Below are 12,196 nucleotides of genomic sequence, written 5' to 3'. Positions count from 1 at the left end.
GGTCAGCACGCGTCCCCGGGACGCTTCCATAGGACCCACCAGGCGATTGCTGCGGCGGCGAGGCCGCCCAGCAGGTTGGCTAGCAGTTCCGCCAGGTAGACCGCCTGCGTGCCGAGCGCCGCGCGCGCGAGCCAGGCGATCGGCACCATCACCAGCAGCACGCGGGTGAGCGACAGGGCGAGGGCATTGCTGGCGCGGTCTATCGCGTTCAGGGCGCCGTTGACGACGATCAGCACCCCGTAGCCGGCATAGCCCCAGACCGAGATGGCAAGATATTCCACCGCTGCGGCGGTCACTTCCTGCTCGTCGCTGAACAGTTCGGCGAACCACCCCCGTGCCAGGAACAGGATCACCGCTGCGGCAAGGCCGTAGCCGATGCAGAACAGCCAGGCCTGCAGCAGCGCCCGGCGCGACCTGTCATATTGCCGCGCGCCCCAGTTCTGCCCGACGATGGCCCCGATCGAGCCTGACAGGGCCAGCAGCGGCACCACGGCAAAGCTCTGCAACCGGCCGCCCACGCCGAAGCCCGCCACGGCCGCGGATCCCTCGACCGCCAGCAGCGAGGTGAGGATGGCAAGGCCGGTGGGATTGATAGAATTGGTGAAGGCCGCCGGCCCGGCGACCCGGGTGAGCGCACGCAACTGCTCGCCGATGCGGCAGTTGCGCACCGATCCGGGGCGGAAAGGCAGGTCATGCCGCTCCAGCAGCCAGAAGGCGGCGATGATGCCCACGGTCCAGCCACCGATGGTGGCATAGGCCGCGCCGGAAATACCGAACCCTGCAAAGCCAAACGCCCCGGTAATCAGCAGGGGATCGAGCACCCAGTTCGCCGCCGAGTAGATGACCAGTACGGCGGTGTTGCTTTTCGCGGCGCCCTGGCCGCGCAGCACTCCGTTGACGCCCATCATCATCATCATCAGCGGGAAGCCGAGCGCGAAGGGCTGCATGTAGGCATCGATCAGCGGCAGCACCTCGGCATCGGCCTGCATCAGCTGGAACATCGGCTGGCGCAGTGCATAGAGCAGCAGGCCGACCACCACGCCGGCCGTCGCCCCCAGCATCAGGCCCAGGTTGGCGCGGGCCAGGGCGCGGTCGTGGTCGCCTTCGCCAAGGGCCCGGCTGACCACCGAATTGATCCCCGCCATGAGGCCCACGCCCAGGCTCTGCAGCGCGGTGATGACCGGGAAGATGAAACTGATGGCAGCCAGTTCGCCGCCGCCCAGCTGGCCGATGAAATAGGCGTCGATGATGCCGACCGACATGATCGCCGCTACCCCGACAATGGCCGGCGTGGTCTGGCGCACCAAGTGTCCGGCAATGGAGCCGGTGACCAGCTTCGCTCGTGGATTGTCGGGTGATTTGGCCATGTGCCCCCAATCGGTCTGCGGCCGCGAAGGCACAAGCTAGCCCTAGGGGCCGGTCAGGGGGCGATCAACACCTTGCACTGCTTCGTCCGGCGCTTGAGGCTTTCGAACACGTCCGGCGTATCGGTCAGCGAGATGGTGTCGGTCACCAGTTCGCGCGGTTCTGCGGCCCCCTGTTCCAGCGCGGCGAGCGCGGCCTCGTATTCCTGCCGGGTGAAGAAGGCGCTGGTTATCAGTCTCACCTCTTTCGACAGCATCGGGAAGGTGTGCAGCGTATCCGGCTTGGTGCACAGGCCCAGCAGCAGGATCGTGCCGGCGTTGCGCACCTGGCTGACGGCCTGGTCGATCAGGCCGGGAACGCCAACGCATTCGAAGACGATGTCGGCCTTGCCGCCCAGGCCGCGTTCGGCGCTGCCGATCGGGTCTTCGGGATCGACCACGAAGACATCGGCGCCCATGTCCAGTGCGCGCTCTTCCTGCCAGTCGGCAATGTCCTGCACCGCCACCCTCGAGGCGCCATAGCGGCGTGCCCAGAAGGCCACCGCCAGCCCGATCGGGCCCGCGCCGAGGACCAGCACCTTGTCGCCGGTCTTCATGCCGGAGAGGTTCACGCCGTGCAGCGCCACCGCCAACGGTTCGATGATCGCGCCATCGGCCAGGCTGAGGTTGCTGGGCAGGGCCACGCACTGGTTCGGACGGGTGACGGCATATTCGGCATAGCCGCCGCCCTGCAGGCCGAAGTTGCTGCACCATTGCACCGCACCCTTGCGGCAATGCTCGCACTCGCCGCAGCTCTTCAGCGGGATGACCGAAACGAGGTCGCCCACCTTGTGGCCCTGCGTGCCCTTGCCGAGTTCGACGACCTCGCCGGCGAATTCGTGACCCAGCACGTCGCCGTGCTTGCAGCCATAGGCGGCGTCCTCGGTCATGTGCAGGTCGCTGCCGCAGATGCCGCAGCGGCCCACCTTCACCACCAGTTCGCCCGCACCGGGCTTGGGATCGGGAATTTCCTCGAAGGCGAGGGGGGTGTGGAGGCCCTGGAAGGTAACGGCTTTCATGGTTCTACTCGGTCCAGATCGGTTGTTCACCCATCGCGACTTCGGTCGAATTCACGAGAATGAAGTCGTCGAGCACGTCAATGGTGGTGGGGAAGGCGGCGCGCACCAGCGCCTGCAAGTCGTCGGAGTCCGCGGCATTGGCGACCAGGTTGGGCCAGGCTTCCAGATAATCGGCGGTGAAGGCCAGCCCGCTGGCATCGTCGGGCAGGCCGGGTCGCGCATGGCCGGCGACGACGATTTCGGGTTCCAGCGCGGCGAGTTCTTCGATCGCGCCAGCCCAGGCCGCTACTCGCGCCTCGTCATGCTCGCCCAGCCACAGGTGCACCTCGTTGAACACGAGATCGCCCGGCAGCAGGGCGCGGATTTCGGGCACCCACAGCGCAGTGGAGTGGACATGGTCGCCCTGCATCGGGCCGAGCACGCGCAGTTCGTGCCCCTCCAGCATGATTACATCGCTGGTTAGCGCATGCGGCGCAGAGGGATAGGCCGGGCCGTTGTCGCCCAGCATCGGGCTCCAGCGCACGACCTTGAACGGCAGCGAGCGCCAGATGTCGGCCACTACCGTCTCGTGCGCGACGATCTCGGCATCGGGGAAGGCCTCCGCCAGCACTTCCATGGCGAAGAAATGGTCCGGGTGATCGTGGGTGACGAAGATATGCGTCAGGTTGCGCCCGCTATCGAGCACCATGGCTGCCACGCGGTGGGCGTCGGCAAGGGTGAAGGGCGGATCGACCAGCACCGCATCCTCGCGCCCCATGATCAGCGCCGAATTGACGTGCAGCGATCCCGCGCTGGTGCGCAGGACCTGTACCGACAGCGGCGGCTCCTCGTGATGCTCGGCCAGCGCCGGAGCGGCGGTGAGGGCCAGGACGAGAGCGAGGAGCCAGCGGAGCATTGCGCCTACTCCGCCGAAATCCGCAGGACCGGCTTCACGACGGAGCCATCCTCGCTGGCGTGGATGGCCTCGTTGATCTGGTCGAAATCGAAATAGCCGATCAGCTTCTCGAACGGGAATTGCCCCTTCACGTGATAGTCGAGCAGTTCGCACAGGAACGGCCCGACATCGCTGTCGCCGCCCAGGATGCCCTTCACCGTGCGGCCACCGCCCATGAAGGCGGTTTCGTTGAACGTCAGCATGTCCTCTGGCGGGGAAGCACCCACGATGCCGCAGATGCCCTTGGGCGCCAGCAGGCTCCACGCATCCTGGATCACCGTGTTGATGCCCGTGGTGTCGAAGGCATAACCAAGGCCCTGCGGCACCAGTTCCTGGATCTGCTCGACCACCTTGCCGCGCGCGTTGATCGTGTGCGTCGCTCCCAGCTCTTTCGCAAGGGCAAGGCGTTCGTCGTTGATGTCGACCGCGATGATCGGGTTCGCCCCGACAATCTTTGCCGCCATGATCGCGGCCATGCCGACCGTGCCGGTGCCGAACACGGCGATCGGCATGCCCTTGCGCACGTCCATGGAGCGCAGGACCGCGCCGGCGCCGGTCATCAGGCCGCAGCCGATGGGGGCGATCTGCTCCAGCGGAATGTTCGCCGCGCTGTCGGGCACTTTCACGGTATTCGCTTCATGCGCGATGGCATGGGTGGCGAAGCTGGACTGACCGAAGAAGTTGGCGTTCATCGGCGCGCCGTCCTTGAACATGACGGGAGAGCCGTCGGCGCGCGTGCCGGACCAGTTGTGCGGGAAGAAATTGTAGCAGTAGGTGGGCGCGTCGATTTCGCACGACGGGCAGGAGCCACAGGAGTTGAAGCTCATCACCACCCGGTCGCCCGGCTTGGCGACGGTGACCTCGCTGCCTACCGCCTCGACAATGCCGGCGCCTTCATGCCCCAGCACCACCGGGTGCGGCACCGGCAGTTGTTCGTCGCGCACGGCCATGTCGGTGTGACAGACGCCGCAGGCTACCACGCGCACCAGCAGTTCGTCGGGGCGCAGCTCGTCGAGTTCCACGTCCTCGATGGAGAACGGCTCCTTGTTGCCGCGGCAGATGGCGGCGCGTGCTGGCGTGGTCATGGGTGTCCTCTTCCTTAGTCGTCGAGCGGCTTGATCGGGCCAAGCTGCATCCCGCCGTCGATCATCACGTGGCTGCCGGTCATGTAGCTGCCCGCGTCGCTGGCGAGCAGCAGGGCGAGCGGCTTGATCTGGTAGGTCTCTGCCATGCGGCCCACCGGCACCAGCTTGTCCCACGCTTCCTTGGCCGCCGGGTTCTTTTTCACCCAGCCATCACCGATGTTGGTGACGAAGGGGCCGGGCGCGATGGCGTTCACGCGGATGCCGTAGGCGGCCAGTTCGTAGGCGGCATGGCGCATGAAGTGCTTCACGCCTGCCTTCGCGGCCATGTACGGGACGCCGACGATGGCCTCGTTTACCTCTGCCGCGTTGGAGCTGGTGATGACGATACTGCCGCCACGCCGATGCGTATTGGCTTTCATCACCCGCGCGGCTTCCCGCACCGTGTGGAACACGCCGGTCAGGTTGATGCCGATCGACTTGTCCCATTTCTCCTTGGAATAGACATCGATCTGGCCAGCCGGGTTGCGCTTGTCCTCCGGGCTCCAGAAGCCGTCACCGACGTCGAGACCGGCATTGGCGAAGGCGATGTCGCAGCCGCCGTAGGCCTCTACGTGGTGGTCGAAGGCGCGGGCGACCGCTTCGAGGTCGGACACGTCGCAGGCGTCCCAGCGCACGTCGTAGCCTTCATGCGTCAACCGGTCTGCCGCAAGCGCCACGCCCTCGGCATCGATGTCGGTCAGCGTCACCTTGGCCCCAGCTTCGGCCATCACCTCGGCATAGGCGAGGCCGATACCGCTCGCCGCGCCCGTGACGAGCGCGGAGCGGCCGGTGATGTCGAACTGGTCGAGGGTCTTCGGCTCCCCGCTCACAGATAGAGCTGCCGGTTGATCGGGATGCCCTTCTCCTTGCAGTAGCTCTCGTAGTGGTTGATGAACCACCACACATCGAGCGTTTCGACGTGGTTGCCCTCATCGTCGTAGAACTCGTTGGCGCCCTGCATCCAGAAGAAGGCCTTCATGCCGTTGGGCTCGTCGGTGACGAGGGTGTGCGCGTGGCCGGGGAATTCGGTGATGAAATCGCCCGGACGGCAGACCCAGTCGTATTCGAGGTAGCGGAAGCTGCCTTCCAGACCGATCGCCCACACCATGCCGCGGTGCTTGTGCGTGCCGATCACGCCCTTTTCCTTGATCCACAGCACGTTCGCATAGACGTTGTTGCGCACGTCGAAGGCAAGGTGACGGATTGCCGCATTGTCGCCGAAGGGCACCCACGGGCTCTCCTCTTCCGAGGTCGAGACATAGGTGCCTTCGCACACGTATTCGTCGATCACGTGCTTGTAGGCTTCTGGCACGTTGACGATCTTGAACGCTCCGGCTTCGGCGGCGGTCTTGGCGCCCAGCTTGGGCTTTTCCTGCGTGGCCATGCTTCAGGCCTCCCTAGACGTAGAGCTTTTCGTTGATCTCGATGCCCTGCTCGCGGCAGTATTCCTCGTAGTGGTTCATCATCCACCACACGTCGGCCGTCTCGATCAGGTTGGCGTTCTCGTCGTAGAACTCGATCGGGCCCTCCATCCAGCCGAACAGCTTGCAGCCCTCCGGATGCTCGGTGACGAGCGTGTGGCTTTCGCCGGGCACTTCGAGGATCAGGCCGCCGGGCGATGCCACCCAGTCATACTCCAGGTAGCGGACGGAGCCTTCGAGGCAGACCATGGTGATGGTGCCGCGGTGCATGTGCGTGCCGATCACGCCCGGTCCCTTCATCCAGAGGATGTTGGAAAACAGGTTGCGGCGCACGTCGAAGGCGAGGTGCTTGATTGCCGCGTTGGGGCCGAAGGGCACCCACGGGCTGTCCACGTCGGACTGCGCATCGATGTAGCGGCCACCGGGGCTGCGCTTTTCGACCAGGTCGCGGTAGTTGAACGGAACTTCGACGATTTCCGCCTTGTCGCTAGGCGGTGCTTTCATCTGACTTGCCATGGATTTCTCTCCTCTATCGGATCAGTGTGTCGACATAGTCGGCGCCGATGCCGACCTTGTCGTAGTGTTCGCGGGCCATCGCCATGTAGTCGAAGACGTCGAAATGGCCGACGGTGTTACCTTGCTCGTCCAGCCACATTAGCGGGCCGGACACGACGAAGAATACCTTCATCGGGTCGGGGTGCTCATAGGCGACCAGCGTGTGGCTTTCGCCCGGAGCCTCGAAGATGAAGTCGCCCGCCGTGGCGGTCCATTCATGCTCCAGGTAAGCCCACTTGCCGCTGATGGTATAAGCCCAGATCGGCTTGGGATGGTAGTGCCGGTTCACGATGCAGGCCTTCTTGGCCATCAACACGTCGGCCCACATGTTCAGGCTGGGGCTGATCCATACCGGCTTGGAATAGACATCCTCCACGATCGGCACCCAGTAGCGTTCGTCGCCCTCGGCGATCTTGGCCATGTAGGCTTCGGGCTTGGCGCCGGGGCGCAGGCTTTCGGGTACCGGCGGCGTGCCTGCCCAGGGTTCCGTGGTGGGTGCTTCTGGCATTTCTCTCTCCTGCGGTCCCTTTGCGAGACTCGCGCCTTTGTAATCTTATCCTAACGAGCGTTATGTTGCGACGGGCTTCGTTTCAAGGCGAGAGCGCAAAACCTTCGTATCCTTGCGCGGCCACTTCGTCGCATTTGGCGCGGTAGGCGCCCACCCCGCCGACAAAGGGCATGAACACCTGTCGTCCGTCCGCCGTGCGCCCCTGGTACCAGCTGTCGGCACGGGGAAAGAGCGTCTGCTGCGCTACCTCGTCGGCATGCTGCATCCATGCGGCTTCCGCCTCGCGGGTCGCCTCGATCACCTGCTGGCCGCGCTCGCGCATGTCGCCCATGCAGCGCGCGATCCATTCGACGTGCTGCTCGATGGAGACGACCACGTTGGACAGCACCGAGGGGCTGCCCGGCCCGGTGACGGTGAACATGTTGGGAAAGCCCTCGATGGCCAGGCCGAGGTAGGCGCGCGGCCCCATGTCCCATTCCTTGGCGATCTCGCGGCCATCGCGCCCGGTGATGTCGATCGCCTTGATCGCGCCGACACAGGCGTCGAAACCGGTTGCTAGCGTGATGGCGTCCGCCGGATACCGCCCCTTGTTGGTCACCACCTCGCTCGCGGTGATCTCGACTACCGGCTCCTCGCGCACGTCGACCAGGTCGACGTGATCCTTGTTGAGCGCGTCGTAGAAGCCGATCTCGGCGCACATGCGGCGCGAGCCGAGCGGATAGCTGGGCGTCAGCTTGCGGACCTTGTCCGGGTCCTGCACCGTCTCGGCGATCTTTTCGCGCGCGAAGGCGGCAGCGTATTCGTTCGATTCCTCGTCGAACAGCAAGTCCTCGAAGGCATTGAGCAGGCCGGTGGTGCCGGCGTTCCACGCTTCCTCCAGCCGCTGCTCGCGGGCATCCGGGGCAAATTCCTTGGCCTTGCCGGGGCGGGGCGGATTGGCGAACCCCAGCGGCGAGTTGCGCGCGGCCTGCCGCATCTCCTGGTAATGCGCCTTCATCGCCTCCTGCTCGCCAGGTTCGAGCGGACGGTTGTTGGCCGGTACGGCATAGCTGGGCGTGCGCTGGAACACGGTGAGGTGCCCGACGTATTCGCTCATCGCGGCAACCGCCTGGATGCCCGAGGAGCCGGTGCCGAAATGGCAGACGTTCTTGCCTTTCAGGTCGACGCTGTCGTCCCACTTGGCGGTGAACAGCACCTCCCCCTCGAAGTTCTCCAGCCCCGGCAGGTCGGGCATCTTCGGTTCGGACAGTGCGCCCGTTGCGAGGATCAGGAACTGCACATCGAAGCTGTCGCCACCGTCAGTCTGCACGCTCCAGCGGCTGCTCGCTTCGTCCCACCTGGCCGAGGTGACCAGCGTGTTCAGCAGGATATCGCCGCGCAGGTCATAGCGGTCGGCGACATGCTCCAGGTAACGGAGTATCTCGCCTTGGGCGGCGTAGCGTTCGGTCCACTCCCATTCCTGCTCCAGCTGCGGATCGAAGCCGTAGGAGTATTCGAGACTGGGTATGTCGCAGCGCGCACCGGGATAGCGGTTCCAGAACCAGGTGCCGCCGACGCCGGAGCCTTTCTCCACCACCTGCGCGGAGAACCCCTCCTGCCGCAGCTTGTGCAGCATGTAGAGCCCGGAGAACCCCGCGCCGACCACAAGGGCATCGAGGCGCGTCGGGCCGGTCATTTCGCGTGACTGGCGAGGAAGGCCCCGGCCTCATCCAGCGCAGCCTTCGCCTGCGGCAGCATGAAGTGGAAAGCGTGGAAGACGTGCGGCAGGCCGGGATGCACCTCCAGCCGCACCATCGTTCCTCGCGGCCCGGCGCTGTTGGCGATGGCCAAGGAGTCGTCGAGCAGGATCTCGACGGAGCCGACCTGCACCAGCAGGGGCGGCAAGCCATAGAGGTTGGTCAGCGCTGGCGAGGCCAGCGGGTCCGCCGGGTCGGCATCCCCCAGGTAATGCGCAGCGCAGGCCAGCAGGCCTTCCTTGGTGAGCGAGGGGTCTTCGGCGGCCTTGGCGTCGATCGATCCGGCCTTGCCGGTCAGGTCCGCCCATGGCGAGATCAGCAGCGCGGCGGCGGGCATGGCCTCGCCCGCATCGCGCAGCTTGAGCAGGGTGGCCAGCGCCAGCCCGCCGCCCGCCGAGTCCCCGGCGAGCACGATGTTCGCTGGCGACGTGCCGCCCGCCACCAGCGCGCGGTAGGCGGCAACGGCATCGTCCACGGCAGCGGGGAAGCGATGTTCCGGGGCCAGCCGGTAATCGAGCACGACAGCGGTCATGCCCGATGCGCGCCCGAGTTCCCCGGCCAGCCCGCGATAGCCGTTGGCCGTGCCGACGACGTAGCCGCCGCCGTGCAGGTAGAGCAGCACCTTGTCGTCGGCCACGCCCGGCGCGGCGACGCGCAGCGCGGGGACGCCGCCCAGCTCGGTCTCCGCGAAGGCGAGGTCTTCCGCCACCGGCATGGTGGCGAACAGCGCTTCGTATTCCGGGCGCAGCGTCTGCGGGTCGGCGGCGAGGTCCGGCCCGCCTTCACGCAGGCCCGTAATCAGCTGCTCGAGTACGGGATCGGACATAGTCGCCTCTTCAGGCCGGTTCGAAGGTCAGGCCCTTCTTGCGCAGCGCGGCGGGGGCAGTTTCCTGCAGGCCCATGGCGACGAAGCCGCTGACGACGGCCAGCACCATCAGCACGTAAAGGAAGGTATCCTGCCCGAAGAGATCGTTAAGCGCGCCGGCGATCGGCGGGCCGAACACGCCGCCCAGCACTTCGCAGAAGCCCATGGCCAAGCCGAGCACGGTGGCATGGTGGATCGGCTTGAAGCTTTCCGAGGGGATGGTGGCCATGAAGATCGGGAAGGTGCCGTTGACCATCCAGCCGATGAAGAAGATCGGGATAAGCACGGTGGCATAGCCCGACAGTCCGAACATGCCGCCATCGGCGAAGTTCGCCGGGTCGAGCAGCAGCACGCCCAGCGGGCCGACCAGTGACAGGAACGGCAGGAACACCATCACCGGCTTGCGACCGATGCGGTCGGACAGGCCGGAAACGGCGAAGCTGTAGATCGCCGCGGCGATACCCAGCGAACCGACCAGCCAGGCCATCGAGGTGTCGTCCATCCCGCGTTCCTGCACCAGGAACACCGGCATGAAGGCCCAGGTGATCACGAAGTGCGCGACCATCAGGATGCCAACGACCACGCTGATCCACATGTTGCGCACCTTCATGGCGCGCTTGACCTCGTCGAAATAGGCGCTGACGGCTTCACCGGCGCTCAGCTTCGGCTTCTCCTCGCGCGGGGCGGGCTTCGGTTCCTTCAGCATGAACCAGATCATGGCTGCGGACAGCAGGCCGGGAACGGCAGCGAGGTAGAATGCCTCGCGCCAGCTATAGCCAAGGTCCACGACGAACCACGACACCAGCACCACCGGCGCGGCGAAGCTGCCGAGCAGGTTGGAGCCGAGGTTCTGTGCCACGCCCTGCGCCAGGCCGCGGCGTTCGGGGTTCACCTCGCTCGCCACCATGGCATGGCTGATCGGCATCACGCCGCCTTCGGCAGCGCCCATCAGCAGGCGGGCCGCGAAAAGGAACAGGAAGCTGGTCGCCAGGCCCGAGATGAACGAACACAGCGAGAAGGCGATGGTGGCGATGATCAGCAGGATCTTGCGCTTACCCAGGGTGTCGGACAGGCGCCCGACGAAGAAGGCCGCGATCGCCCAGCTGAAGGACAGGCCGCCCGCCAGCAGGCCGATCTGCGTGCCCGACAGCCCCAGTTCGGGCTGCACATAGGGCATCAGCACGTTCAGCGCCTGCCGGTCGAAGAACACGATCCCGAAGTTCAGGCTGAGCAGGATGACCAGCATGAACTGGTATCCGCGCGAATTGGTGACCCAGTTGCCCTGCGGGGTCTCGCCCGTGGTCTCGCCTTGTGCTGGTGCAGTCGCCATTGAAGCTCTCTTTCCTATCCGAAGGGCCGCACCGGGTCGCTGCCGTCCCAATCGCGGCTTGCTTCCCAGAAGCGGGTGAAGGTTTCGTCCATTGCCGGGGTCACCGGCAGCAATTCGATGAAGCCGCGCGCGGCGCCCGATCCGTTGTCGAGATAGACCACCTCGCCGCCGGTCGGCACGACCGCGCGATAGGCCTCGTGATAGCCGCGCGCCTGGTATTTCCGGCTGGAGGCATCGACGTCCGCGCAGGCGATGCCCACGTGGTGGAAGCCGTATCCGCGCAACTGGCGGGTTTCACGGTAGACGCTGGGGTTGTCGTCCAGCGGTTGGATCAGTTCGATCAGCATGTGGCCGGCAAAGCCCATCGCCAGGGTGATGTCGGCGCGGCTTTCCTCGCCGCGATAGACCTGGCCGGGTGCCAGCAGGCTGGGGAGCACGAAGAACGGACCGGCGCGCATGTCGCGCACCCATTCGGCGATGGCTTGCTGCAGGTCAGGCACGATGAAGGCCGTCTGCGCGACGCCCTCCATCGGCTGGCCATAGCCAAGCTCGTTTGCCATTCAACCCTCCCGGTGGCGCCGGCTTTCTGCCGGTCGCATGGGTGGTGGCTCGCCAATCGGACGGGCAAAGTCAATCATCTTCATGCAACAGGCCGTGCGGCCGGGCACTAACCGGTCACGCTGAAGGGCCTGATCGGATCGGTGCCGTCCCAGTCGCGCGCCGCCTGCCAGTAGCGGGTGAACATGGCATCCATCGACTGCGACCAGGGTATCAGTTCCAGGTATCCACGGTGCACCGGATCTGGCGACTGCAGGAAAACCACCGTGCCGCCGGTGGGTACGGGAGTGCTCCCGACCAGCTCGTATCCCTCGCCATAGTAGCTCGGCAGCACGGCATCGACGTCCTCGTGCACCACCCCGTAATGGTGGAAGCCGTATCCCTCGGCATCCACGCATTCCTTGAACAGCGATGGCACCTCGTCGTGCTGCTGGATCAGTTCGATCAGCATGTTGCCGGCAAAACCCATGGCCATGCTGGTTTCGGTGAGCGATTCCACGCCGCGGTACATGCGCCCCTGCGCCACCCGATGGGGCAGGGTGAAGAACGGCCCCACGTTCAGCGTGTGGACGTAATAGTGCAGCGTTTCCGCAAGGTCCTCCACCACGTAGGCGGTCTGCATCACCGTCTTGGTCTGACGGCCGAAGCCCATCATGGTGGTCATCGCGCAATTCCTCCCCATTGGCTTGCCGCCAAGCTATCCCTAGAAGGGGTTCAGGAAAAGTGCCGAGCGGGAGAGAGTT

13 protein-coding genes are annotated in these 12,196 nt (G+C 65.6%); all 13 read right to left on the bottom strand.

Going from position 1 to position 12,196, the window contains the following annotated elements; translation table 11 throughout:
* Positions 1–2 precede the first annotated feature (2 nt).
* Complete coding sequence (locus OZN62_RS06605; RefSeq protein ID WP_269102032.1) at positions 3–1,367, bottom strand: MATE family efflux transporter; 1,365 nt, start codon at positions 1,365–1,367, stop codon at positions 3–5.
* A 53-nt stretch (positions 1,368–1,420) separates the two neighbouring features.
* Positions 1,421–2,422 (bottom strand): alcohol dehydrogenase catalytic domain-containing protein, encoded by a 1,002-nt coding sequence (locus tag OZN62_RS06600; protein WP_269102031.1) that lies wholly within the window; start codon positions 2,420–2,422, stop codon positions 1,421–1,423.
* 4 nt (positions 2,423–2,426) lie between these two features.
* Positions 2,427–3,317 (bottom strand): MBL fold metallo-hydrolase, encoded by an 891-nt coding sequence (locus OZN62_RS06595; RefSeq protein ID WP_269102030.1) that lies wholly within the window; start codon positions 3,315–3,317, stop codon positions 2,427–2,429.
* 5 nt (positions 3,318–3,322) lie between these two features.
* Positions 3,323–4,441, bottom strand: a complete 1,119-nt coding sequence (locus tag OZN62_RS06590) for an NAD(P)-dependent alcohol dehydrogenase (protein WP_269102026.1) — start codon at positions 4,439–4,441, stop codon at positions 3,323–3,325.
* Between the two features lie 14 nt (positions 4,442–4,455).
* Complete coding sequence (locus OZN62_RS06585) at positions 4,456–5,310, bottom strand: SDR family NAD(P)-dependent oxidoreductase (protein WP_269102025.1); 855 nt, start codon at positions 5,308–5,310, stop codon at positions 4,456–4,458.
* On the bottom strand, positions 5,307–5,864 hold the full coding sequence (locus OZN62_RS06580; protein ID WP_269102023.1) for a 2,4'-dihydroxyacetophenone dioxygenase family protein: 558 nt from the start codon (positions 5,862–5,864) through the stop codon (positions 5,307–5,309). Before OZN62_RS06580 ends, OZN62_RS06585 begins: the two co-directional genes overlap by 4 nt.
* Before the next feature lie 13 nt (positions 5,865–5,877).
* Positions 5,878–6,417, bottom strand: a complete 540-nt coding sequence (locus tag OZN62_RS06575) for a 2,4'-dihydroxyacetophenone dioxygenase family protein (protein ID WP_269102022.1) — start codon at positions 6,415–6,417, stop codon at positions 5,878–5,880.
* Between the two features lie 13 nt (positions 6,418–6,430).
* Positions 6,431–6,964, bottom strand: coding sequence for a 2,4'-dihydroxyacetophenone dioxygenase family protein (locus OZN62_RS06570; RefSeq protein WP_269102021.1), 534 nt, complete (start codon positions 6,962–6,964; stop codon positions 6,431–6,433).
* An 82-nt stretch (positions 6,965–7,046) separates the two neighbouring features.
* On the bottom strand, positions 7,047–8,639 hold the full coding sequence (locus OZN62_RS06565) for a flavin-containing monooxygenase (RefSeq protein ID WP_269102020.1): 1,593 nt from the start codon (positions 8,637–8,639) through the stop codon (positions 7,047–7,049).
* Positions 8,636–9,526, bottom strand: coding sequence for an alpha/beta hydrolase (locus OZN62_RS06560; RefSeq protein ID WP_269102018.1), 891 nt, complete (start codon positions 9,524–9,526; stop codon positions 8,636–8,638). The genes OZN62_RS06565 and OZN62_RS06560 overlap by 4 nt, the downstream gene beginning before the upstream one ends.
* Positions 9,527–9,536: 10 nt before the next feature.
* On the bottom strand, positions 9,537–10,895 hold the full coding sequence (locus OZN62_RS06555) for an MFS transporter (RefSeq protein WP_269102017.1): 1,359 nt from the start codon (positions 10,893–10,895) through the stop codon (positions 9,537–9,539).
* Between the two features lie 14 nt (positions 10,896–10,909).
* Positions 10,910–11,455, bottom strand: a complete 546-nt coding sequence (locus OZN62_RS06550; RefSeq protein WP_269102015.1) for a VOC family protein — start codon at positions 11,453–11,455, stop codon at positions 10,910–10,912.
* A 107-nt stretch (positions 11,456–11,562) separates the two neighbouring features.
* Positions 11,563–12,117 carry a VOC family protein gene (locus OZN62_RS06545; RefSeq protein WP_269102014.1) on the bottom strand — a complete coding sequence of 185 codons (555 nt, stop codon included), beginning with the start codon at positions 12,115–12,117 and terminating at the stop codon, positions 11,563–11,565.
* Between the last annotated feature and the right edge of the window lie 79 nt (positions 12,118–12,196).

The sequence above is a fragment of the Aurantiacibacter sp. MUD11 genome (assembly GCF_026967575.1).
Taxonomy (GTDB): domain Bacteria; phylum Pseudomonadota; class Alphaproteobacteria; order Sphingomonadales; family Sphingomonadaceae; genus Alteraurantiacibacter.
The sequence above is the reverse complement of the archived record's forward strand: the minus strand, read 5'-3'. Positions and strand labels throughout refer to the sequence as shown.

Excerpts from the sequence above, each read along its gene's own strand:
- OZN62_RS06595 (WP_269102030.1), bottom strand. The coding sequence starts at position 3,317 with ATGCTCCGCTGGCTCCTCGCTCTCGTCCTGGCCCTCACCGCCGCTCCG.
- OZN62_RS06565 (WP_269102020.1), bottom strand. The coding sequence starts at position 8,639 with ATGACCGGCCCGACGCGCCTCGATGCCCTTGTGGTCGGCGCGGGGTTC.
- OZN62_RS06545 (WP_269102014.1), bottom strand. The coding sequence starts at position 12,117 with ATGACCACCATGATGGGCTTCGGCCGTCAGACCAAGACGGTGATGCAG.
- OZN62_RS06560 (WP_269102018.1), bottom strand. The coding sequence starts at position 9,526 with ATGTCCGATCCCGTACTCGAGCAGCTGATTACGGGCCTGCGTGAAGGC.
- OZN62_RS06605 (WP_269102032.1), bottom strand. The coding sequence starts at position 1,367 with ATGGCCAAATCACCCGACAATCCACGAGCGAAGCTGGTCACCGGCTCC.
- OZN62_RS06570 (WP_269102021.1), bottom strand. The coding sequence starts at position 6,964 with ATGCCAGAAGCACCCACCACGGAACCCTGGGCAGGCACGCCGCCGGTA.
- OZN62_RS06550 (WP_269102015.1), bottom strand. The coding sequence starts at position 11,455 with ATGGCAAACGAGCTTGGCTATGGCCAGCCGATGGAGGGCGTCGCGCAG.
- OZN62_RS06590 (WP_269102026.1), bottom strand. The coding sequence starts at position 4,441 with ATGACCACGCCAGCACGCGCCGCCATCTGCCGCGGCAACAAGGAGCCG.
- OZN62_RS06600 (WP_269102031.1), bottom strand. The coding sequence starts at position 2,422 with ATGAAAGCCGTTACCTTCCAGGGCCTCCACACCCCCCTCGCCTTCGAG.
- OZN62_RS06580 (WP_269102023.1), bottom strand. The coding sequence starts at position 5,864 with ATGGCCACGCAGGAAAAGCCCAAGCTGGGCGCCAAGACCGCCGCCGAA.
- OZN62_RS06575 (WP_269102022.1), bottom strand. The coding sequence starts at position 6,417 with ATGGCAAGTCAGATGAAAGCACCGCCTAGCGACAAGGCGGAAATCGTC.
- OZN62_RS06555 (WP_269102017.1), bottom strand. The coding sequence starts at position 10,895 with ATGGCGACTGCACCAGCACAAGGCGAGACCACGGGCGAGACCCCGCAG.